Genomic DNA, 22591 nt, shown 5'->3' on the forward strand with positions numbered 1-22591 from the left:
TACTAGAGAAAGGAATACGATAAAAACCAAGCGAGTATCACACGCCCTGCGAATGGTGTATCCATTTTCACACGTTACGAATCGTCTAACGAACCTGTTTCCTCGTATCCGTTCTTTCGTTACTTTTGAAACGTAAGCATATCCAAACTCACCCCAAGAGAGATATAACCGCAACACTATTGCCAGGGCACTTTACCGGCTTCCTGGATATGCCTCATGAGCAGCCAGTTTAACTCCTTGCTGACTTTGTTGTCCGAACGCGTGGGGTTCGTTTCCAAAGGATCGGCTTCAAGATCTACAAGCTGCATTGCTTCAAAGGAATCATTCTGGAGAAGTTTCCATTTTCCTTTGCGAATAGCGTAGTAAGCCCGCCCTCCCCGCGAACCGCCTTCACGTCTTACCCATACCATGACCCGCTCGGGATCCGCCGCTTCGCCCTCCAGCCATATGGGAAGGAGACTCTGCCCGTCGATGGGATGCGATACCTCGACACCAGCGATTTCGCAAAGAGTTGGAAATAGATCCATAGTCATGCCCGGTTCACTGGAACGTTGAGCGGGGATTTTCCCCGGCCAAACGACACAGGTAGGCACGCGAATCCCTCCTTCCCAATGGTCTTGCTTTCCGCCTCTCAGCGGGAGATTTCGTTGTTCATAGGGCAAGGCTCCTCCATTGTCAGAGGTGAAAATGACCAAGGTCTCCTCTTGAATTCCAAGCGATTCGATGCTTTTGAGCACCCGTCCGATATGATGATCAAGGTGCTCGATGAAGGCCACGTTCTTAGCTCTCTTTTCGCTCAAATGGGGTTCCCGATTTCGAACTTTCTCAAGCCACTCCTCCGGGGGTTGAATAGGGAAATGAGGTGCATTGTATGCAAGGTATAGAAAGAATGGATCTTCATGTGCCGCTTGCTTCTCTAGGTAGTGGATGGCGGCTTCAGTGAAGACTTCCGTTGCATGACCCTTAGGTTGAATGACTTCTTCGTTATAACGCATCCAATTCTTGTCACCGCGCAGATGAGTCCAGTAGTCATCCATCATGTCACCGAGAAACCCGTAGAAATGGTCGAACCCACGGGAGTTAGGGATGTTGGGTTTCTCGTATCCAAGATGCCATTTGCCGACGATACCAGTATGATAGTTTGCTTGCTTCAACAGGTTCGGGAGCGTGGGCGTGTTCGGGTCTAAACGGCCCCAACTGTCATCATTCTGCCGTATCACCCCAGGAACGCCTACCTTGTCCTGATAGCGACCAGTCAGCAGGGCAGCTCTGGTGGGGGAGCAAACAGTGCAGTTTGCGTAGAACTGGTCGAAGCGCATCCCGCTCTCCATCAGACGGTCGAAGTTGGGAGTTCGCATGTCCGGCGCTCCGTAACAGGCAAGGTCTCCGTATCCAAGATCATCGACAAGGATAAGGAGAATGTTTGGTTTTCCCCCAGACGAATCGGGTTCTCCTGCGAGAGAAAAGGTGACGAAAAACAGCGGTAGCGCGATGGAAACAAGCGTCGCTGTTATCCTGAGTGATCTTGGTTTTTCGTTCATTAGAGATACAATTCGTTCGGGAGTTTTTAGGGATGCGCCATCGAAGCTGGTAGCTCAAAGGCCACCATGTTTTCCTATTTTTCAACTATAGTGTATGAGGTACTAGTTCAACCAGCAGACTGCGAGGCAAAGCCAAAGCAATCAATCCAGAGCTCCAAAAGACTTCCACCGCCCTTCTAAAAAAGCGTCCAAGCATTTCAGCATTCCTTTTGGAAACGCTCAGTGACTTTCGTATTTCCGCTCCAATTCATAAGATTAACTGCTTTCTGCGCGTGGTAGTCCATTCTACATTCAGCCAGCGCTTGCCTGAGTCTAATAATTTCGGCCTCTAAATCGGTGACATAACGCCCATCGACTCCATTCCTGTGTTCCGACTGACAGCCTTCTATATTCAAACGGATGAAATCGACATGATTCTCCTTAAGGAACTGAAAAACAAACGCTTCCGACTTAGAGCTAGCGAACGACAAGACGACACGACTCTGGAAGCAACCATTACCTTCTCCATCTATATCCATACTTCGTTAATCAGACAGGAAGCGCTATCTCCACGCATACTACAATTTAACTACTATAGAACTCCAGCGTAGGGAGCTTGCCCGCTTAGCCACACGCTACTGGGCAGCCGATAAACGCCCTATTTCTCAAACTCTATAGTGTATTGAACTCCTTCAACACTAGATCTTCTTTCGGTCGCCCTTCTCCAGCCTTCCGACTCCTCGCCACCAAAAAGCTCATGCCATGCAGCCCTCCTTGACTTACCCTCATTCCCCCAAGCATAGCTCGGCGGAGCGGGTGGATTACAAGAATCATTACCGTACCCTTCAGGAAGCATTGCTTTCCAACCAGATCTCAACTCACCCGCCAGATTTTCGGCGATGATCGCAAATTCCGAGTCATTCACAAGATTCCTAGACTCTGAAGGATCCGCTTCGTAGTCATAAAGCTCACGCTCCAAAACAGTGCCGCCGGGCATTTCCACCCATTCTGTGTAACGGTAACGGTCAGTTCTCAAACTGATACCTTCCACCTCAGACACGTTTCCGCGTGGCTGCTGACTGAAGACCCCCCTCTTCCAATCCATATCAGGATCACTGAGCACCGGCCCAACGCTTGTTCCCTCAAGATGTCGAGGCACATCAAATCCGGTCAAATCAACAAGAGTTGGAAAAACATCAACCGCCTCCACAAGAGCGTCAGATCTGATTCCCTCATCAATCTCGCCTGGCCAAGCCATGATAAAGGGAACCTTAAGCCCATTCTCAAACAGGTTAGTCTTACCCCAGTAATTTTGCTCACCTAGCAAGAACCCATGATCGGAGATCAAAGCAATAATCGTGTTTTGAGCTAAGCCCGATTCCTCCAGTCCATCGAGGAGCCTCCCGATCTGAGCGTCGACGAAACTAGCACTCGCGTAGTACGCATGCCTTATTTTTGAAGCATACGGAGGAGAAAACGATTTAGCGGGATCGCCGGTCTCCCAGCGGTATTGCTTGAGATAATACTGATCCACTGCGTAATGGGAAGTTCCGCTTGCTAATCCCACAGGGACAGGTTGAGCGATTCGTTCGCGATCGTACATATCCCAGAACTCTTTCGGGGCTGAAAACGGGAGGTGCGGCTTCTGAAAGCCGACGATGTAGCAAAACGGCTTCTCTCCGTCCAAGCTCTTGAGATCGCGAACGGCATCGGTGGCGATCTTGTAGTCGATAAAGGCCTCTTCACCCTCAACAACCTTTTCATAGGGAGGCACCTGCGCTTTGCCTAGTTCTTTGAATTGCTTGATCCTGTCTTTCGACACAAAACCGCCAGCTCCAGATTTAGGTTTAGTCAGCTGGAACTTATTGTCTATGCCATGGTGGACCTTACCGAACTGCTTAACGTTGTACCCTTTCTCGTGAAAGAAATCCGATATGATCCCAACTTTCGGCTGCAACTCTTCGACAAAGTAGGAGCTGTAAGGGTAGTTCACGCCGGTGGTATCAGGACGTAATCCCGTCAAAATGCTCGCTCTAGATGCTGAACAAACCGGTTGCTGAACATACATCTTGCTAAACAAGGCACCACGAGATGCCAAGGCATCAATATTGGGAGTTTGGATAGGCCCACCTACTGCACTGATATCCGCATTCAGATCATCGATCATTATAAACAGAACATTCGGCCTATCCTCAGCCAACAAGTCCCCCGAGACCGGAAGAGCACATAAAGAACAAAGAACTAATAAATATCTCCTAAACATTTTTATAATACTATAATCTAAAACTGTTCACGTGAGCGAACTAAGCCTAAACGCAACATAGACAAGCGAACCACGGGCGAAGCCCAATCAACACCCTACGAAAACAAATAGCATAGTATCGATCTTGCATTAGCAAAGAGTGCATCAAACCAAGCCCCCTAGGCTCATTTTCCTTTCGTAGCCTGACGAGTAGATGCTGAATTCTTCTCTGGCCCGTAAGCCACGGGGTGAGGAGCGAATGGATTACTCGACTCGTTAGAAATCCCATCAGGCAAAGCAGACCTCCAACCAGCAACTAATTGTTTGGACAGCATTTCAACTGTTTCGGAATGAGCAGCCGTCTCAGCAATATTCACGGTTTCAAGCGGATCGCTTTCATAATCATACAACTCGCGTGAAAGCAGAGACGTTTTTTCGATACCCTCTTTCTCCCACCACTCGACATAGCGATACCGATCCGTTCTGATCGCGTAACCCTCCAAGTCACCACTTCGTGGATACTGGCTAAATGCAGCCGTTTTCCACTCACGGTCCGGTGAGTCGAACAAGGGTCGAAGGCTTGTCCCTTCAATAAAATCAGGAACCTCGAAACCAGCCAAATCAACCAAGGTTGGATACAAATCGACGTACTCGACTAAGGCTGAGGTTCTAGCTCCCGTAGATCCTGGCAGCGAAACGATTAGCGGTGCTCGAGTCGACCACTCATAGTTGGTTGTTTTTCCCCAGGCCCCCTGGTCACCAAGGTGCCAGCCATGATCCGACCAAAACACGACGATCGTGTTGTCCCTCAGGTCCAGACGATCTAGTTCGTCCATCAAGTACCCGACCTGAGCGTCTATAAAGGAAACGCACGCAAAGTACGCCCGCCTGAGGACCCGAGCTCGATCATCAGAAAGCCGACGCGGTCCATAGTCATTCTCGCCTGAGTAATTCGACAAGGAGTAGTGGGCAGTAGCGTAGTCTGGAGCTCCATCCGGCAGAGAAGGAACTGGCGAAATACCGACATCCACATCTTCATAAAGATCCCAATACTTCTTAGGAGCAACCCATGGCAAGTGAGGCTTAAAATACCCCACACCTAGAAAAAAGGGAGCGTCTTCCTGCTGCGCTCTACGCATGGTATCTATCGCCTCGGCGGTTGACATTCCATCCTTATAAGCTAACTCCGGAGCGTCTGCGAATTCAAACGCTGGCGTCTCTTTCGTCCTGCCATGCTTGTGCTTTTTCCCCAGAGCAACGTTGTGCGGATCGAGATAATGAACATTCCAAGTAGGCAGATAGTGTCGCTCGGTCATGTGATCCTCAAACCCGTGGTGTATCTTTCCAAACGTTCGAGCGAAATAGCCTTTATCGAAAAAGAACTCAGCTATCGAAGGTCGCGTTTTTCGAAACTCGTGCATGAAGTATTCACTATATGGATAATCAACTCCAGTTGAATCAGGACGGCACCCAGTAAGGATACTCGCACGCGAGGCCGCACAAACAGCTTGCTGCACATAGGCACGCTCGAAGAGCAAGCCGTCTTTAGCCAACTTATCGATGTTGGGAGTTTTCGCGATAGCATCGCCGTAGCAACCAAGCTCCACTCTAAGATCGTCAACTCCGATAAACAGGATATTGAGTGGTTTTCCACTTTCTGAATACGCAGTCGCAGACAAAAGGAGCAGCGACGAGAATAAGTACTTAATCAAAAGGTTCATAAATATATAAGATCTATAAAATCAGCTACTAGGCTCACTTTCTTTTCTTGGACTTACGAGTAGATGCAGGGTTCTTCTCAGGCTTGACCACGGGAAGAGGAGCGAGCGGATTGCTCGATTCGTTATTAAATCCACTTGGCAAAGCAGACCTCCAGCCAGCGACTAATTGCCTGGACAGCATTTCAACCGTCTCGGAATGAGCAGCGGTCTCAGCAATATTCACGGTTTCAAGCGGATCGCTTTCATGATCGTATAACTCGCGCGAAAGCAGTGCCTTTTTCTCGGTACCGTCTTTTTCCCACCACTCTACATAGCGATACCGATCCGTTCTGATGGCGTATCCCTCCTTGCCTTTCCCTCGAGGAAACTGGCTAAAGGCGGCCGACTTCCAATCTCGATCTGGCGACTCTAACAAAGGCACGAGACTGGTTCCCTCAATAAAATCTGGAACCTCAAAACCAGCTAGCTCCGCCAGGGTAGGATACAAATCGACGTACTCTACTAAGGCTGAGGTTCTAGCACCCCCAGATCCTGGCACCGACAGAATTAGCGGGGCTCGAGTCGCCCACTCATAGTTGGTTGTTTTTCCCCAAGCCCCCTGATCACCAAGGTGCCAGCCATGGTCTGACCAAAACACGACGATCGTGTTGTCCCTCAGGTCCAGACGATCTAGCTCGTCCATCAAGTGCCCGACCTGAGCGTCAATAAAGGAAACGCACGCAAAGTACGCCCGCCTAAGTTCCCGAGCACGATCATCAGAAAGGCGACGCGACCTAGAATCACTCTCGCCGTAATACTTGGGTAAAGCATAGTGAGTAGTAGCGTAGTCTGGAGCTCCATCCGGCAGAGAAGGAACTGGCGAAATACCGACATCCACACCTTCATAAAGATCCCAATACTCCTTAGGAGCAACCCATGGCAAGTGAGGCTTATAATACCCCACACCTAGAAAGAATGGCGCATCTTTCTGCTGCGCTCTACGCATAGTATCTATCGCTTCGGCGGTTGTCATGCCATCCTTATAAGCCAACTCCGATGCGTCTACGAACTCAAACGCTGGTGTCTCTTTAGAAGTGCCACGCTTGTACTTTTTGCCCAGAGCAATATTGTGCGGATCGAGATAATGAACATTCCAAGTGGGAGTGTAGTGCAACTCGGTCATATCATCCTCAGGTCCGTGGTGTATCTTTCCAAGCGTACGCGAAAAATAGCCATTGTTGAAAAAGAACTCGGATATCGAAGGCCGTGCTTTTCGGAACTCATGCATGAAGTATTCACTATATGGATAGTCAACCCCAGTTGAATCAGGGCGGCACCCAGTGAGCAAACTTGCACGCGAGGCCGCACAAACCGCTTGCTGCACATAAGCACGCTCAAAGAGCAAACCGTCTTCAGCTAACTTATCGATGTTGGGAGTTTTCGCTATAGCATCCCCATAGCAGCCAAGCTCCACCCGAAGGTCATCAACTCCGATAAACAGGACATTGAGTGGTTCTCCACTTTCTGAATACGCAGTCGCAGACAAAAGGAGCAGCGACGAGAAAAGGTATTTAACTAAGGGGTTCATATATATACAAAATCTATCGAATCAGGCTAAGCGGTCACCTCAGTTGGGAGTATAACTCGCTTGAAGCGCACTACTCACCCTCCCTCGCACTCGAGGTCTGGCGCGAAGAGTTTACTCAATGAAACTTCTTTGTTTTCGTGTAAGTTGATTGACTCAAAACACCGGGTGCGGTCAATCTCGTCCAAGTCGAACCCGTTCGAGTCACCCCTCCCCTCAAAAGAAAGAGATGGCTAAATCAAATCAACGAGGCAAAGCCGCAACGATGGCTGATCTCGCCGAAAAAACCGGATTCGCCAAGAGCACGGTATCCCTTGCCCTGAGAGACCACCCTTCCGTTGCAGAAGAAACTAAAGATGCAATTAAGCGTGCAGCGGAAGAGCTCAACTACGAAATCCCTCCATTAATTGCGGCCCACATGGCCCACGTACGAGGCTTAAAGGAAGAGAGATTCCACGGCACATTAGGTTTTTTGACTACACTCAAAGAAGGTAGAGAACTGAACGCTTCAGCACCGTTCAAAGCCTACCTGAAAGGAGCTAGAGACACGGCGCAAAAACTAGGCTACAACCTCGACTACTTTCACGTCGAAACCGATGGAAGCAACCGAGAGAGACTAGACAGAATCCTACTCGCTAGAGGAGTGCTCGGAGTGATTCTGACAACACCCGATCCGACAGCGGAAATAGCGCCTAAGCTTGACCACCTCGCGACCTCCATCATCGGATACACATTCTCAAATTACAGTTTTCCGAGAGCAGCATGTGACAACTACTCAATCTGCGAAGGCCTCATCAATAGACTGAAACGAATGGGCTTCAGAAAAATTGGATACGTCTCAAAACTGGACGCAGACCAGAGAGGCCGCAACCTGGCACGAGCTAGTTTTCTGGTCCATAATGAAAATACGAAGAAATCGGACCGCATCCCTCCCTTTATCGAAAAGGCCCCCCCCACCCACGAATTCGACAAGAAGAAGTTAAAAGGCTGGATTGATCGCTACCAACCAGAGGTTTTAATTACCGCTTTCGGACTGGAAGTGAAAACCGTCCTGAATAATCTAGGACTCCAAATTCCGAATGACATTCAACTAGCGACATACTGCTGGAAAAATGACTCTTCCGACATCAGTGGATACTATCAGAACTACGAGAAGATCGGAGCATCCGCAGTGCACCTCTTAATCGGGCAAATGCACCGAAACGAAAAGGGCCCATCAGATACCCCTCCCTCTTTGCTCGTCGGTGGTGAGTGGAGAGAAGGTAAAACACTCAAGGTAGCGGCCGCTGTCCCAGCGGCCATTCTCAAGAAGAGTGCCCGCTAGGGACAACGGACGCTACCCTATATGGGCAAACCTTTTTGCCAGTGGCATAATTCCCAACTAAGATAGGATAGGTCAAAAGTGAAGAATTCCACCAACCGAAGGCCAAACGAGAGAGTTCCAACTTCTGAAAAGTTGGCCTACAGTCTCGGTGGCATTGGAGCGCAATTCGGAGGTTGGGGAATCGGAGGACTTGCCAAGCCAGTATACACGCTAATCCTGGGAGTCAGCCCTACCTCAGTTGGTCTAGTCTTAGCCATAATGCGTATCTGGGATGCCATACTCGACCCCTTGATAGGTTGGACGTCAGACAGGTGCAGCTCAAAATTCGGACGCAGAAAACCGTTTATCTTCGTGGGAGCTGTACTGATGGGAATCTCCTACCCTCTCATTTGGTGGGCCTCACAAGAGTGGAGCGAAGACACGAAGGTACTATACTTCACCCTATCACTACTCATCTTCTACACGTCACTCACGACCTACCTAGTTCCCTACCACGCTCTGGGTACAGAACTGACGCCAGACTACGCCGAAAGGACCAGAATCATGGCAATGCGGAGTATCGTCATGAAATCCGCTACGTTCATCATTCAATGGATCGTGCCATTCGCCTTTTTTTTGGAACGGGAAAAAGTCTTCGGTTCTGTCGTCTCGAGTCTCCGTAGTCTCACAGTCGGCGCAGGAATACTGCTTGCAGTCGCTGGCATTCTAACAGCCGTGTATTCACGAGAAAGATACTACGACCTTTCACAAAAAGAAAAAGCAAAGATACCTTGGGAAGCATTCAGGATCCTAGTTAAAGACTCCTTGTTTTGGAGACTGAACGGCATCGGCATATCGGCTATGATTTCGGGGCATCTAACTCAGTTTCTGAGCCTATACCTTATGGTTGCCTACGTCGCCAAAGGAGACGCTGCCTTCGGAACTTACCTGATAGGCATCGGAGCGAGCGTCGCAATGGCCATCGGCATTGTTACAAACATAGTGACGATGCGGTATCTAGCCGACAAGTTCGATAAACTCTTACTCATAAAATGGTCGTTGGGATTCTTGGTGTGCGCATCGATACTGAAATGGTTCCTATACAACCCTGAACACCCGTACCTCAGTGTTCTCATCCCAGCAACACAAGCACCTGCACAATCCCTCTTTTGGGTCATGATTGCAGCCCTTTCACCTGACTACCTAGACCATCACGAGAAGGTTCACAACAAAAGGATAGAAGGTTCATTCGGAGCGTTTAGCAGCTGGACAACCAAACTCTCATCTTCAGCGGCAGCCGCTCTATCAGGCTACATTCTAGTCTTCACCGGCTTTGAAATCGATCAGGCCGAGAACCAATCCGTAAGCGCTTTTGTATGGATGCGGATACTGATCATAATCATTCCAATCGGCCTGTACTCCGTTTCATGGATACTCGCCAAACATTACCCTTTTACCAGAGATAAAGTAGATTCAATAGCCAAAGAACTGACCAAAAGAAGAGGCAGCATAGATTGAAAGTACTCGCAGGAAGCCGACCAAAACATTTGCAACAATCCTTGCTCCCCCTCTACAGGCAATAGCCTTCAATAGCTCCCATACGGACTAACCTCTTCCCTATTCATTCTGCTACACCTCAACTGCCCTCCTCCCCTCACCAACTCCTTCAACGCTTCGGCGTCGGCTTGAAATTACTGGAGGTCGTAGTGAGGGTAGCTGGGATTGAGGTGGGACTTCGAGTTAGCGTTTCGATTCCTCGAGACCTTCTATCGCTAGTTGAAAACTCACAAACTCCATTATCAATCTGAAAGGGAACCGAACCCACCTGCTTTGCATTTACTTCGCATTTATCACGTAAAACCCTGCCACAGAGCGTAAAATCTTGTGCATTCAACAGGATACAACCTATCTTATAATCCCCTGAATAATAGCCATTTGCTCCCTAAACAAGGGAGCAAACCTCCCAAACAGCCCGCGGGTTCGACTCCCGCCGACCTCAGATTTTACCCCATAAGCCCTGGTCTTCGGTATGCGACCTGAATCCTGAAAGGTTGTAGCGACTTAAAGATTATGCTGGACGCTTCGGACGCAAAAAAGCGGAAAGCCAGCATCCAAAAACAACCTCAAATGTGAGCAATTTTAAGATGCGAGTGGCATCTTGTAACACATAGTGACACCTACTCTCAAACCTGGTTTTGTTAACTCTCTCTTTATCTTCCTCTTACAGATTCTCGTTAAGATCCTTTCACCCCGACCACTTTCTGCTCGCCGACACAAAGGAGGGCTGTTTTCAACTCGCCACGATCCAATCAAGATTCGAAAAACCAACAATCTTCTCGAGAGCGATAATTCAACCTTGCACTCCAAGTGTACTTTGAGTGTACTCGCCAAACAGTCGTTGTTAATCAACACCTTACAGTGAGACAATTTAGCCTTCCAAACTGGTTGCGTCGGTTCGATTCCGTCTACCCGCACCACTTCTCCAGAAGTGGTTGCTGTTCAACATAAGTGATTGAACGATAGAGCATAAATAGCCTTTGTGTAACACATGACTGTAACACAAAGAGTCGATGAAGAAGGTTTCAGGGGTTCCTCACTTGTTTGATAGAGAAGGAAACTTCTGGCTTCGAATCAGGGTTCCAAAAGACCTCAAAGAAGAGTTTGGCGGAAAAACCCACATAGCTCGCTCATTGCGGACCAAGAGCCTCCGCGAGGCCAAAGCCAAACTCCAGATCAAGCTCATTAAGATCAACGAATCATTCGCAGAGGCTGGACGACACAAGGCGAGCACACAAAAACTCAAGTCGAGCAATCATACCACTCCCCATAGCTGCAGTAAAAATCCACAGAGCTCGCTTGAAGATCTAACTCCAGCCGAAATGGAGCGAGTTGTAGTCGTTTGGTTTCTCGATAAGTTCGATGAACAAGAAAAACGAATACGCCAGCTTCTCCAAGAAGGACTTGATGATTCCCCTATGACGCTCCCCGAAATCATCCAGACAGCGGAGGAAGATTACCAGCACGCGCGATACGACGACCATTTTTCCACCCATCCAGCAGATCGAAACAGAATCATTCCTCCTGTCGCGGAGGAAATCCTGAAACAAAAGGGACTCAAATTCGATCAGACGTCCGCAAAATATCAAGATTTCCATAGTCTGGTTAAACGTGGAGTTCTTGAGCGGGAACACCGTCGAGTTCGATTACTGCAGAATTGTTACCCTGTGCACGCTGAAGACAGTCTTTTTGAAACACAGTTACTTAAAAAGACGAGTACACCCGTTACCGAGGTATCCTACGAGCAGAATTCTCCAACTCTCTCTCAAGTAACGGCAATGTTCATCGAAGACCGAAAACGCCGAGAAGTGGATCCACAGACCATTAGAGACTACGGATCAAGCGTAAGCCTATTCACGACCTTCCTAGGGCAAGACTTACCCATATCTGAGATATCCAAGAAGCTAACACAAGAATACCAAGGACTCCTACTAGAGTGCCCCTCCAACATGAGTAAGTCCTACAAAACAGGTAACATCAGGAAAGCCGTAGCCATGGCTCGGGAAAAGGATACCTACGCGAAACTGGACCCAAGAACCGTAAACAAACAGATGGAAAGACTGTCAGCGATTTTCAACTACGCAAAAAGAGCAGGACTTATGAGGCTCAATCCCGCAGTCGACCTTCGAGTTCCCCTAAGCAAAAACGCAAGATATCTCCCATTCGAGAAAGACGACCTCAACAAGATCTTCGCTTCCAGAATCTACACATCCTCTCCCAAAGAGGATTGGTCTGCGCCACAATGGATACCATTGATAGCTCTTTATTCAGGCATGAGGCTTAATGAGATCTGTCAATTGTCCTTGGAAGACTTAAAGACCTACGAAGGCATCCACTACATACACGTAACAGAAGACTCCACATTCCAATCCCCCAAAAAGCTCAAGAACCAGAACTCGGAGAGATATGTTCCTTTGCACAACCATCTTCTCCAACTGGGAATCCTTCAGTACAAAGCTAAGATTCAGGCGGATGGACACCAAAGGCTGTTTCCTACTCTCAGCTACAGCGAATCTAGAGGCAGCTTTGCGGTCAACTTCTCTAAGGACTTTCGAAAAGAGCTGTCAGCCATCAAAGTAAAACGTAAGCAAATCGTCTTTCACAGCTTTCGTCACACCTTTAGAGATGCTATGAGGAATGCTAGAATCCCAACCGAACATGCAGAAGCCATAGGAGGCTGGAAGAGCACAAATAGCTTGGCATACCATTACGGCGGGGGGATCGACCTAGTACCAACGCTTTCGGAAGAAATCAACAGAGTCACTTACACACATCAGTTCGCCTTTGAACACACACACTGACCGATAATGAGCGTTTTGAAACCGGATTCAAAAACGAGGATTTCTCTCTATTACGCCATCGCCCTATTTCTAGGCCTCAATATCCCGTTCGCGGATTCCCAGCAGCTTCAAACCGACGGAGTATCTGAGCATGTGTATGGCGGTCTCCCCTCAAGCAACAACCTCTCGATAAGGTCTGCCTACGTACTGGATTACAACTCGGCCAGAAAAGCTCCTTGGTGGGTGGCGTACCGTCTTGATAACAATTATCGCAGGACTCCTAAACGAACAGGCAAATGGAAAACCTATCGGAATGATCCCGATAGGACTGATGAGCCAAGCGAAAACGACTATAGCGGCGTATACAGCGATCCAATACGCAATTACGCTCGGGGACACCTTGCCCCTTATATGATTTGCGGGGGAGATAGGGACGGAGACGGTATGATTCTAGATGCTGATCGTGACGGCAAAGTAGAGGAAGGCGACGACATAGATGAAGCGATCACCGTCAAAGAAATCAACTATCACACGAACCTAACTCCACAACATCACAATGCCTTCAACGGTTCAGGGGGCACGTGGTACCAGATCGAGAACAGAGTAAGGGTTTTGCAAGAAGAGCACGGAGAGGTATGGGTTCTAGCAGGACCAATCTTTGGCCCCTCTACCTACGATGAGATCGGAAACGGTGTGCAAGTCGCGCCGATGTTCTTCCAAATCATAGTGTGGGAAAAACTCGATGAACCACATTGGGAAGCTTACATGCTCCCTCATCATCAGAAAGCACATCAATCGATTGAAGAGCACCGAGTTTCGATTCGCCACATTGAGGCAATGACTGGTTTGGACTTCTTCCCTGATCTAGCACTATCCGAGAAGGAACGGATATCCACATACTGAGGACGGGGCACGTTTACATAAATGCACAATTCTCCGCTCTATTCAGTGGACTAAATCCATTCGTATCCTTATTTTAATGACAAATAAAATGAGAGTACGAACCAGAATCGACCCAACGGCCATACGCAAAACCAATCTGATTAGCGGGATGAGGTCCCACCTTGGGAACGTAACAAAAGCGTGCGAGGAAACAGGCGTATCTCGAAGGACCTACTACAACTACTACAAAGACGATACCGAATTCAGACAAGAAATCGACGGACTAAAAGACGAGCAGATCGATTTCGCTGTTGCCGCTCTGTGGAAGCTTATCGAGGCAGGAAACCAACAAGCGATATTCTTCTACTTGAGAACTCAAGGTAGAGATCGTGGCTGGAACGAGAAATTCCCAGTCAAAGATTCGGAGAAAGAATACCACGTATCTGCTCGTGAACTTATGTCGGAGGATGATTTTTTTGCATTGGTCCGAAATATCGAATCCAGCAGGAATTCTAGAGCAAGCGACTCTTAAGCTAACACAATCCATCCAAGCCTTTGAGCAGAGCATCATAATCGCAACCAATCCCCTTGCGTATCCGCACTAAAGTACTCGTCAGAATGTTGGTCTCACCTGCCTCGATTTTCTGAACAGTACGAGCATTTAACTCAGCCAACTCAGCCAACCCTTCTTGAGTCATCCCTCTATTGCTTCGGGCTGCTCTGATATTGGCCCCAAGCTTCTTCAATAGTGCTGGATTTACTGCTTTCGTTGACACGCCCTATCATGGCGTATTCCATTAAGCTCAAACACGGCACAACAGGGCGTGTTTTCAAGTAAGAACTCCAACTGCCAACATTCATTGCGATCAATAGCCAATCGCACCCTTGAAACTCCAAAAGATGAACAAAGCTCTCTCTCACGCTCTAGCGACCATCGCTAGTATTTTTCTCCTTGCTTGCTCAGACGAGACGAAAGTCGTCGATAGCAACCCATACAAAGCAAAGGAAGTTCTTGTAGAGAAGATTCTAAACTCGAACAACCATTCGGGAGCACTGCTTTCCGGATACACAGTCCCAAAAGACAAACGCACTCCAAGAATGCTAGCGTTGCTGACAGAGGCGGAGACACAAATCCTCAAAACATCGAAGCAGCTTTTCGACTCCGGCAACTACTCAAGCTGTCTTGCAGCTCTCGATAAAATCGAGAAGGACCGTCAAACACCGGCACATCAAGAACTGATAGCTTCATCTACAGAGAAACTCGACACAATCGCTCTAAAAACTGCCATGGTGCATTTTGAGAGAGGTGAATACGAAGAGTTCCTGAATCAGATCTCTGCGATAGATTCGGAAAGGAGAGACATAGAGCTACACAACTTGGTGGATCAGGCTCAGCAAAAAGCATCTGAACAAAAAAGATCGAGAGTGTTGAGTGAGGCATCAACAGCATATCAGAATCTCGATTTCAGCAAAGCGATTAGGATCATCGAAAACTCAGGATTCCAAAACACCGATGATTCGATCAATGTACTATATCAAGAATCTCTCAGAGCAAAGAGAGAGCTAGCCAACAAAGCGTTCAGGGAAGTTATGTTTGGTCAGAGCTCAAAAGAGATCCTAGAGCTAATTGAAGAAAACCCGACCCTCTATGGTGAACTCGTGGCAAAGAAGAGCTACTCAACCAACATCCCTACCCGCAATCTAGAAATCGGCGGTGTTAAGTTCGACTTGATGAACTTCAATTTGCACGAGGACAAACTCTACAAAGTAACACTCTACGCCGGACAACTGAGTGAGTCAGAATCAACGAAGATCACCAAAATACTGATACGTATAGTAGGCAAACGTCACTTAGAGGTCGATTCTTCATACACCGAACAATTCTTGGATGACACAGACGTATTCCAATGGGACGGAGATAGATTTCAGGAGCAAATTAGGGTTCAAGGCATCCTAAAAGAAAAGAAGACGGTATGGTTCACGATAACAGACAAAGATCTCAGATCAAAAGCCTACGAAGCCCAACAAGAGGAAGAGCGAGCTTCCCAACGCGCGAAATGGAGAGAGGAGCAAAAAGCCGTTGAGGCCTTTTAAGCCAGATAGGCAACTCCATGTCTCCCCAGAGAGGAAACTTATTGAAAAGGCTGTGGTTGTTTTCGACCGACAGGGCAATAACACGAACTCTCAATTTCATTCCTCTCCCTACCGAGTAATGATCTAGCTCAACAACTTCCCTAATCAGCGAACCCGCTAGAAAATTTAACAAGTAAACGTTCGTTTACTTGATAATAAGGACCATCAAAAATTGAATCCGGTTTCAAAATGAGAATAGCACCAACAAAGTACATCGCCTACTATCGAGTATCGACAAACCAACAAGGGCAATCAGGCCTAGGTCTTGAGGCTCAGAAGCAGGCAGTACTAAGTCATCTCGGAGACAATAGCTCCAATATCATAGAATCTTTCGTTGAAGTTGAGTCTGGGAAACGCAACTCGCGCCCTGAACTTTCCGAAGCTATTCGAAGGTGCAAAAGAGAACACGCAACTTTGATAATCGCTAAGCTAGATCGCCTTGCTCGGAATGTTCACTTCATATCGGGCTTAATGGAAAGTCGAATCGACTTTGTCGCAGCCGACAATCCACACGCAAACCGGTTAATGATCCACATGCTGGCAGCATTTGCAGAGCATGAGCGCGAACAGATTTCAATCCGCACTAAAGCCGCATTAGCAGCAGCAAAAGAGAGAGGCGTACGCTTGGGAGCAAACGGTAAAAAGCTAGCGGCAGTGAACCGAGAAGCAGCAGAAGAATTTGCCCAATCAATTCTTCCTGAAATTAGAAAAATCAGATCCACCGGAAAAACGACACTTCAAGACATAGCTAATGAATTGAACAAGCGAGGAATTGCATCATACAAAAACAGGAAGTGGTACGCGGCAACTGTCGCGAGGCTTCTCAAAAGGACTAAGCCTCGCGCCCCCCTACAAGGGTGTTTGTAAAGAGAGAAGTATAGATTGAAGCATGGAAAGATATGTCCTCTGATTTTAACTACAGGAGAAGAGTATCCGCAAACACAGGCAAACAAGATAAAATCCAAGTTCGGCTAGGTACTTGGTTGATTGATTTTTCTACTAGAGCAGACCAAGTCATTTTCTTCACTTCGTTGAGTGATCCTCTGCAAAGTACCCCAATATTGGAGAATCACCCAATTTCACTCCCTGAAACAGGTCTTTTTTCCAGAAGCACGGTACGAATAGACCGAATCCAGACAAAATACCAAATCCCCGCAGAGGGCGGGAGAGGGGGTCTAGTAGAGACTGGAAGACCCCTTTTCTCAGGCTACTTGAAAGCAAGTAGCAGCTTTACGAATCAAGAGTTCGACGGGCCTGCAGCATTGAGGCCAGACTCAAGCAGAACCTTCAATCTGTATCTAAACCTGAATCCAACTAGGTTTCTCGCCCACCAACAGTATCACGCAGAGGCAATAGACACCCCCTCAGCTGATCTAGGTCCAGTAAACCTCTCCAGTCGAGAAACTACCCAAAGCACAGGATACGAGGTCCTTCTCGGCCCTAATGACAATGCACTAGTTAGCTTCAGACTCGCTCACTACGGTAACGCCAATCTTTGGTGGAGGCACTTAGAGAGGTACTGGTCCGCTACAGTTGCTGGATTTAGCCAAAGGTTCATCGAATCTAACGAGCTGGCCCAATCCACCCTCAGTCACAGCGAATATCTCACGATACAATCAATTGAAGTCTACTGGGAGTTTACAAGCGAAGATGCAATCGGGCTTGTCCACAACCTAGCGCCTATCATTCGCGGTCTTGGGAACTGGGCTCTATCCCAAGAGTTCCACAATCCTTTATGCTCCGAGCTCAACAACTCCAACTGCCTATCTGTGAGAGTTAAAACTCGGCGCGGTACCTACCTGAAAGTCTACGCCAAAACAACGAAGAGAATAAGGTTCGAAGTAGAATTTCGAGTTCGAGATTTGGGAGATAGAGCACCAGAAACAGAAAATCGTCGCAACTATTCCGCATTCATCGATATCCTCAGAGACTACAACGAAATGGCGGCTCAAGAAGTTAATACGGCACTAGAACAAATCGAACTAGCGAACTCCAACGAGTACGATTGTGAACAAGTCAGCCCCTACGTCTTGATGCATCGTGTGGTACAGGTGCTGGATAATCCCGTATCAGCAGAAGCGATACTAGCTTTGCTGATCAACTCAGGAGGTTATATACAAACCACGAGAGGAGATTCCTTATCCGATGAGATATCCGCTATTCGAAGAGCGGGGATAATCGAAACTATAACTCCCAGACTAAGAAACTATCGGATCGCTCCAATTTACCGTAGAGCAATCACAGAACTTAGTGGGCAAAACACTTAACACACACCCAATCTCCCCAAGCAAAGGGTAGCCCTAAAGTTCTGGGAGAGTCTTGGCCTCTGCATCAATATCGGCAGAAAGATAATCGTAATCGAAGTAATGATACTCACTCAGCTCGCTGACATACGTTTGCTGCTTCGCCTCAAAATCAACGTCTAACTTCTCTTGGTCCAACTCTTCAACCTCACTCAGAATGCGTTGCACCTCGTGAGCTGCCTCAGCTACTCGCTCTGCAATGTTTCGATTTAGAGCGGCACTCTCCTCGTCATACGCATCTGGTAGATCATAAAGCATCAAGATCTTGAGTACATACTTTTCCCCAACCTCAAGGTCACCATCTGGACTTATGGAAAGATACAGGCTATCAACATAGTCTGCACTTTCAGTCATCACCGCATCGATTTGATCCAAGGCTTTAGTCGGGCGAAGAGCAGCATCGAACATTTCAGGACGACCATAGCGATCATACTTTTTGGCCATCCAATACTTTAGCTTCTCCCTACTTTTCCCAAAAGCTCCAGAGTTTTCCCTACTCTTGCTAGAAAGCAGGTGATCAGATCGAGGATGCAGCTTTCTGGAAGCTATCGACGTTTGATAAACCTGCTCCTCCCCATCAACGAGCAAAATACAGTTAAATACCCGAGGGTGCTTACCTTCGTATTTGCTTCTGAGCTTTTTGGACTTCTTAAAAAACAGAGTCTCGAAAACAGGCTCTGAATCGAAGTTTTGACATACAAGGTCACAGTCTTGCGTGACAACGACTGCAACACCTTCTTCTCCGGGGTAAAGAGCCGAAGCTAAGTCATCATCGAGTAATGAGCCTTGCTTCCAGCCATTCGCAATTAGAGTGGAGCGGATTTCCATTCACAACGGCTACAACTAGCCGTTGGCTAATTCAAGAATATCCCCAAGCTGACGACCACTGGCACCCTTAGCTACTTTTCGAGCTCTCTTTTCAGAAAGAGCTAGCTCAGCCAAACGATCTAGAGCAGACTCAACATCAGGCTGATTTAAATCATCACTAGCGAGGACGTCACAGATGGTCTGGCCATCCCCAATCACTGCGTTTCTCAACTTACGTGAAACAGGAGCACCAACTTTAGACCACCAGCGATCAGCTAATTCTACCAATCGCTCGGAACGCTGCCTATGCTCGGGCCTACCAACTAGGGAACGATCTTTTCGCCAATCATAGATGCCTTGCCGCGAGGCTTTAAGACAACCAGCAAGCTGCGTAACATTCATACCAAAGGCAGCTTCAATTTTGAGCAGTAGACCAGCTATAGGCTCATCTTCGACGATTTTAATTGTGTACTTTCGAAACACAACGGTCTCCTCGTCGTCTCCATCTACAAATGGGAGCATTCGAGCTAACTCTTGATGAATCTCACTAGTTACCGTTTCTTCAAACACCGGACGATTCTCAGCAGAAAACTCTTCAAAAGCTCTCTGACTCGCATCCTCGTAAGTGTATTCCTCTGGATTACATATCGTAGGCATTTCTCAATTCTTCCGTTGTTGCTGACCTAAAGGCTTCCTTGTGATGACGATGTAGTGCCCTAAAATGTGCTATAACATTATCGAGCAAAACATTTTCGTTTGGCTCGGTGAAGGTGAAAGAGTTATCGATATCGATAACAGCATGAGGACCTTCCGCTTCTAGTTTAAAATTAGGGCGCAACGAAAATAGCTGAAAATCCGGGCTAAGCACTCGAACCTTGGCATTTGGTGCATCTGTAGCTCTCAAATTGAGCGTTAAGAGGCTTCCATTTTTCATTCTCATCCGCTTCTGCAAATGGCTATGTCCAGAATGAGCTTCATCAGCGAGAAAGCTGTCATCGTAAAGGTTACCCATCAAACAATCATCCAAACGAGGTAATCCCGCCTGTGGTTCCACGAGATCCACGTAACGCAATCCGATGCGAGTCACATGCAATGGCTTCGCCAAATCGTGCAAGTTTCCATAACCATGCAAAACAGATTCGAGAAAGTTTTCGGAATTGGAGTATTCACGTCTTAGAATAATCACGGCAATACTCGACTGAGTGACAACTACACTTCGGCTATCATCAGAATTAACGAATTCCCAAATTATCTCGTCCTTTTGCGTTGGTTTGTCCATCACCCCCGGCTTCATCTCGAAATTGAACGAACTGACAACGTGCTTGGAGTATTTCGGAAAACCAGACTTCCTGAGGACATCCTGTAAGCTCGGGATGTAGTCCTCCATTTTCATCACTGGAGTGAAACTGACTTGGCACAAAGCCAACACAAGAGGGTGCTTATCCTTAGGAGCAGGACGCATATTTGGAACGGTTGATTTGGGTTCGATCAAAGCGAATCTTATTCAGAATCGGTGTCAAGTACAGCAAACTTGACAACAAAGCACGAAAAACGTTCCAACCCCGCCAAAAAGCAAGGGTTAAATGGTCAAAAAAGCCCTAAAAAGGAAAAGAAAGTTAAGTGCAACCCGAGGAGCAAACGACGTTAACAACCATACAAGGAGAATTATTTTGCCGATTAGCTGTTACACAAACGCGCTACACATCCCTAGACTTAAGCAGATCTTAAATACTCCCTATCAACAACTTAAAAAAATCGATTCGATTCCGTCTACCCGCACCACTTTCTTAACGTTCCCAGTGAGGAGCGTTTTTTTGTGTCTGGATACAACGCTTTCGCTCGAACCGAACTGAAGTTCGATGGCGGGCCTGTACCGTCTACTCCACCACTCCTTACCAAAAGCTTAGCTCAAGTTGCTTCGTCTCCTAGCGACAAAGCGAAGGGTCGAGGTGAACCTTATCCTACCGTATTCAGAAAACGGGAAGTCCACGAATCTCGCATACACAGCCGATACGGATCCATCCTCCACCGCTCTCACTGACAAGCATCAGTCGCTCTCAACCTCGATGCCGTTTTCGGCGCACCACTCCAGCAAAGCAGCCTTCTTCATTTCCGACTCGAACGTATACCAAGAATCCAAGAGCTCGTTATACTCCAAGAAACCCTTGAACCGAGCATAGGCTCCCCTTCGCGAAAAAATAGCTCTTACCTTCGGCTCCAAACCTGGGATCTCTTTTCGGACAAACTTCCAGACAAGCTGCGTCCCCAAATCGAGATCGCGCTTATCCGGCAACTGTATAAAATCGTCACTCTCGAAATACTCTTCAAGCTGCTCCTCGTCGATCTCACCATCTTCATCCCCATATAGGATTTCCCCAGTCTTCTTCGAAATGAACGCGAAGTGCTCGTAAGATCCGTCGAAGTTCGAGTACTCGTACGCCGATTCCAGTTCAAAGTATTTCATAAGCACCCTTTCCCAATCACAAACTGCAGTAAACGCCAGACAGGGATACACAATCAAGGCAGTATCCACATCTCTCTCTCAAACGCCCAATCATGGGCAAAACGATACTAGGCTCATCCCTCAAAGCGCAATCCCTTGGATCCCCCTATCTCCGCGACCATAGATCCGGGTTCGCAAACGAGAGCCGGCTTGTCGCTCTAACTCAACTTTTCGGATACCAGTTGACCCTAGGTTCGCCAACTGGTCACCGGCTGACTTCAGACTCCCGCTAGAGTCATCACTTCAATTCTGAACGACCTTGTTCCCGACTCCCTCATCCAAAACCGTACCTTTCGAGACAACGCTCACATCCGAACTCTTCTCTGATAGATAGACGGGATAACCGGTTTCATTGACCAGCTCGAATTGGGAGGCCGAGAAATGGTTCTGGTGGGGCAGGTTTCCGTGCTTGAGCCGGATGTTTCCTTTGTCCCCTCCGACTCTAATCGTGTAGTCGCTTTCCATCGCTTCCGCACTTCCCTTCAATGTAATACTGTGACCACTACCGCCGATGTAGGCCACCGTTTTACTCCCATTATAGAAAGGCACCGTGGCGGGAATCACAGTGATTTCCGCATCATACTTTTTGTCGCGTTCGTAGGTGCTGGCGTAAACGGGCCCATAGGCGCAATCCGCCTTGCAGTTTACCACTTCGCCGCCGCTTCCCAAGGAGAAGCCATTTTCGCAAGCGATCGCTACACATCCTTCCACGTACTTTCGGCCCGTCGCATGAGCAATCGTCACCCCGGTACGCATGAACTTGATCGTACAGTTAAGCACCGTCGGATTGTCCGTCCCCCTTTTGATCACCTCTCCATCGATTATTGTCGTGCCCGCTCCATACGCACGGATTCCTGCTTCGCCCAAGCTCAACATGTATCCAGGCGGAAGCCGGTATCCCCAGGCCGTCATGAAGTCGATGTCGTAGGCTGGTCCTGACGTCTCCGCCAACATGTCGTCAGTTTTTCGAACTTCACCTTCCACGTAACACCCTTCGACCTTTGGATAGAGTGCTTGGCGTGCTTAATCGTGGATCCTTTACCGCCTTTTCCGAAAGCATCCTCATCTGCGGCGGCTTCGTTGTCCTCGTCGGCATCGTACTCCGACTCGTCGCCGCCAGAGCCAACAAAGCCCAGACAAACTCAACAAAGCCGATGCGAAAAGCGTCGTAGCCCTCACTAGCTCGGGATTCTCAACGAAAGCAGGACGTGCAGCAGTCAAAAGAGAGCTGATGGAGCAACAAGTCCGTAACTGATAATCAGCAACTTAAGTGACT

At 47.9% G+C, this 22591-nt stretch carries 21 protein-coding genes and 1 pseudogene; 10 read left to right on the top strand and 12 right to left on the bottom strand.

The features are described 5' to 3' along the window. Window positions 1-176 precede the first annotated feature (176 nt). The 5 genes from JIN87_RS10210 to JIN87_RS10230 form a co-directional block, all read right to left on the bottom strand. A complete protein-coding gene (locus JIN87_RS10210; protein ID WP_200355459.1) occupies window positions 177-1541 on the bottom strand; it encodes a sulfatase family protein in 1365 nt (454 codons plus the stop codon). Between the two features lie 197 nt (window positions 1542-1738). After that, window positions 1739-2059, bottom strand: a complete 321-nt coding sequence (locus tag JIN87_RS10215) for a hypothetical protein (RefSeq protein ID WP_200355460.1) — start codon at window positions 2057-2059, stop codon at window positions 1739-1741. Between the two features lie 119 nt (window positions 2060-2178). Further along, on the bottom strand, window positions 2179-3783 hold the full coding sequence (locus JIN87_RS10220) for a sulfatase (RefSeq protein ID WP_267909375.1): 1605 nt from the start codon (window positions 3781-3783) through the stop codon (window positions 2179-2181). A gap of 164 nt (window positions 3784-3947) precedes the next feature. Further along, window positions 3948-5483, bottom strand: a complete 1536-nt coding sequence (locus tag JIN87_RS10225; protein ID WP_200355462.1) for a sulfatase — start codon at window positions 5481-5483, stop codon at window positions 3948-3950. Between the two features lie 34 nt (window positions 5484-5517). After that, complete coding sequence (locus JIN87_RS10230) at window positions 5518-7050, bottom strand: sulfatase (RefSeq protein WP_200355463.1); 1533 nt, start codon at window positions 7048-7050, stop codon at window positions 5518-5520. A gap of 226 nt (window positions 7051-7276) precedes the next feature. Between JIN87_RS10230 and JIN87_RS10235 the strand changes: the two genes are divergently transcribed. The 3 genes and pseudogenes from JIN87_RS10235 to JIN87_RS29060 form a co-directional block, all read left to right on the top strand. Beyond that, window positions 7277-8371, top strand: a complete 1095-nt coding sequence (locus JIN87_RS10235; protein ID WP_200355464.1) for a LacI family DNA-binding transcriptional regulator — start codon at window positions 7277-7279, stop codon at window positions 8369-8371. Between the two features lie 78 nt (window positions 8372-8449). Continuing rightward, window positions 8450-9868: an MFS transporter gene (locus JIN87_RS10240; RefSeq protein WP_200355465.1), complete on the top strand. Its 1419-nt coding sequence runs from the start codon at window positions 8450-8452 to the stop codon at window positions 9866-9868. A 1052-nt stretch (window positions 9869-10920) separates the two neighbouring features. After that, a pseudogene (locus JIN87_RS29060) lies at window positions 10921-11109 on the top strand (DUF6538 domain-containing protein); the annotation flags it as partial. Between the two features lie 105 nt (window positions 11110-11214). On the opposite strand, the gene JIN87_RS10245 reads toward JIN87_RS29060, so the two are convergent. Next, window positions 11215-11505: a hypothetical protein gene (locus JIN87_RS10245; protein WP_200355466.1), complete on the bottom strand. Its 291-nt coding sequence runs from the start codon at window positions 11503-11505 to the stop codon at window positions 11215-11217. Between the two features lie 69 nt (window positions 11506-11574). Here JIN87_RS10245 and JIN87_RS10250 point away from each other — a divergent pair, with 69 nt between their 5' ends. From JIN87_RS10250 to JIN87_RS10260, 3 genes are all read left to right on the top strand, one after another. Next, window positions 11575-12708, top strand: coding sequence for a tyrosine-type recombinase/integrase (locus JIN87_RS10250; RefSeq protein ID WP_200355467.1), 1134 nt, complete (start codon window positions 11575-11577; stop codon window positions 12706-12708). Between the two features lie 6 nt (window positions 12709-12714). Continuing rightward, entirely contained in the window at window positions 12715-13590 is an 876-nt protein-coding gene (locus tag JIN87_RS10255; RefSeq protein ID WP_200355468.1) for a DNA/RNA non-specific endonuclease, read from the top strand. A 148-nt stretch (window positions 13591-13738) separates the two neighbouring features. Further along, window positions 13739-14101, top strand: coding sequence for a hypothetical protein (locus JIN87_RS10260; protein ID WP_200355469.1), 363 nt, complete (start codon window positions 13739-13741; stop codon window positions 14099-14101). Window position 14102: 1 nt separating this feature from the next. Here JIN87_RS10260 and JIN87_RS10265 read toward each other — a convergent pair whose 3' ends face one another. Further along, the gene (locus JIN87_RS10265) at window positions 14103-14345 is read right to left on the bottom strand and encodes a helix-turn-helix domain-containing protein (protein ID WP_325176375.1); all 243 of its coding nucleotides are present in this window, start codon (window positions 14343-14345) and stop codon (window positions 14103-14105) included. Window positions 14346-14469: 124 nt separating this feature from the next. Between JIN87_RS10265 and JIN87_RS10270 the strand changes: the two genes are divergently transcribed. The 3 genes from JIN87_RS10270 (at window position 14470) to JIN87_RS10280 (ending at window position 17969) form a co-directional block, all read left to right on the top strand. Continuing rightward, the gene (locus JIN87_RS10270) at window positions 14470-15663 is read left to right on the top strand and encodes a hypothetical protein (RefSeq protein ID WP_200355471.1); all 1194 of its coding nucleotides are present in this window, start codon (window positions 14470-14472) and stop codon (window positions 15661-15663) included. Between the two features lie 228 nt (window positions 15664-15891). Continuing rightward, the gene (locus tag JIN87_RS10275; RefSeq protein WP_200355472.1) at window positions 15892-16569 is read left to right on the top strand and encodes a recombinase family protein; all 678 of its coding nucleotides are present in this window, start codon (window positions 15892-15894) and stop codon (window positions 16567-16569) included. Between the two features lie 194 nt (window positions 16570-16763). After that, a complete protein-coding gene (locus JIN87_RS10280) occupies window positions 16764-17969 on the top strand; it encodes a hypothetical protein (protein WP_200355473.1) in 1206 nt (401 codons plus the stop codon). A 33-nt stretch (window positions 17970-18002) separates the two neighbouring features. On the opposite strand, the gene JIN87_RS10285 is transcribed toward JIN87_RS10280, so the two are convergent. The 5 genes from JIN87_RS10285 to JIN87_RS10305 all read right to left on the bottom strand — a co-directional run bounded on the left by JIN87_RS10285 (window position 18003) and on the right by JIN87_RS10305 (window position 22299). Next, window positions 18003-18833 (bottom strand): hypothetical protein, encoded by an 831-nt coding sequence (locus JIN87_RS10285; RefSeq protein WP_200355474.1) that lies wholly within the window; start codon window positions 18831-18833, stop codon window positions 18003-18005. A gap of 15 nt (window positions 18834-18848) precedes the next feature. Further along, window positions 18849-19469: a hypothetical protein gene (locus JIN87_RS10290; protein WP_200355475.1), complete on the bottom strand. Its 621-nt coding sequence runs from the start codon at window positions 19467-19469 to the stop codon at window positions 18849-18851. Further along, on the bottom strand, window positions 19453-20304 hold the full coding sequence (locus JIN87_RS10295) for a TIGR04255 family protein (protein ID WP_200355476.1): 852 nt from the start codon (window positions 20302-20304) through the stop codon (window positions 19453-19455). The genes JIN87_RS10290 and JIN87_RS10295 overlap by 17 nt, the downstream gene beginning before the upstream one ends. A gap of 555 nt (window positions 20305-20859) precedes the next feature. Then, complete coding sequence (locus JIN87_RS10300; RefSeq protein WP_200355477.1) at window positions 20860-21276, bottom strand: UPF0158 family protein; 417 nt, start codon at window positions 21274-21276, stop codon at window positions 20860-20862. A gap of 282 nt (window positions 21277-21558) precedes the next feature. Continuing rightward, window positions 21559-22299: a hypothetical protein gene (locus tag JIN87_RS10305; RefSeq protein ID WP_200355478.1), complete on the bottom strand. Its 741-nt coding sequence runs from the start codon at window positions 22297-22299 to the stop codon at window positions 21559-21561. Window positions 22300-22316: 17 nt separating this feature from the next. Here JIN87_RS10305 and JIN87_RS10310 point away from each other — a divergent pair, with 17 nt between their 5' ends. Then, window positions 22317-22487, top strand: coding sequence for a hypothetical protein (locus JIN87_RS10310; protein ID WP_200355479.1), 171 nt, complete (start codon window positions 22317-22319; stop codon window positions 22485-22487). Window positions 22488-22591: the final 104 nt, after the last annotated feature.

The organism is Pelagicoccus mobilis (assembly GCF_016595505.1).
Classification (GTDB): Bacteria; Verrucomicrobiota; Verrucomicrobiia; order Opitutales; family Opitutaceae; genus Pelagicoccus; species Pelagicoccus mobilis.

Bases quoted from the DNA above. Each gene is read 5' to 3' on its own strand.
- JIN87_RS10220 (WP_267909375.1), bottom strand. From the start codon at position 3,783: ATGTTTAGGAGATATTTATTAGTTCTTTGTTCTTTATGTGCTCTTCCG.
- JIN87_RS10235 (WP_200355464.1), top strand. From the start codon at position 7,277: ATGGCTAAATCAAATCAACGAGGCAAAGCCGCAACGATGGCTGATCTC.
- JIN87_RS10300 (WP_200355477.1), bottom strand. From the start codon at position 21,276: ATGAAATACTTTGAACTGGAATCGGCGTACGAGTACTCGAACTTCGAC.
- JIN87_RS10260 (WP_200355469.1), top strand. From the start codon at position 13,739: ATGAGGTCCCACCTTGGGAACGTAACAAAAGCGTGCGAGGAAACAGGC.
- JIN87_RS10285 (WP_200355474.1), bottom strand. From the start codon at position 18,833: ATGGAAATCCGCTCCACTCTAATTGCGAATGGCTGGAAGCAAGGCTCA.
- JIN87_RS10215 (WP_200355460.1), bottom strand. From the start codon at position 2,059: ATGGATATAGATGGAGAAGGTAATGGTTGCTTCCAGAGTCGTGTCGTC.
- JIN87_RS10225 (WP_200355462.1), bottom strand. From the start codon at position 5,483: ATGAACCTTTTGATTAAGTACTTATTCTCGTCGCTGCTCCTTTTGTCT.
- JIN87_RS10210 (WP_200355459.1), bottom strand. From the start codon at position 1,541: ATGAACGAAAAACCAAGATCACTCAGGATAACAGCGACGCTTGTTTCC.
- JIN87_RS10230 (WP_200355463.1), bottom strand. From the start codon at position 7,050: ATGAACCCCTTAGTTAAATACCTTTTCTCGTCGCTGCTCCTTTTGTCT.
- JIN87_RS10275 (WP_200355472.1), top strand. From the start codon at position 15,892: ATGAGAATAGCACCAACAAAGTACATCGCCTACTATCGAGTATCGACA.
- JIN87_RS10270 (WP_200355471.1), top strand. From the start codon at position 14,470: ATGAACAAAGCTCTCTCTCACGCTCTAGCGACCATCGCTAGTATTTTT.
- JIN87_RS10255 (WP_200355468.1), top strand. From the start codon at position 12,715: ATGAGCGTTTTGAAACCGGATTCAAAAACGAGGATTTCTCTCTATTAC.
- JIN87_RS10245 (WP_200355466.1), bottom strand. From the start codon at position 11,505: ATGGAAATCTTGATATTTTGCGGACGTCTGATCGAATTTGAGTCCCTT.
- JIN87_RS10290 (WP_200355475.1), bottom strand. From the start codon at position 19,469: ATGCCTACGATATGTAATCCAGAGGAATACACTTACGAGGATGCGAGT.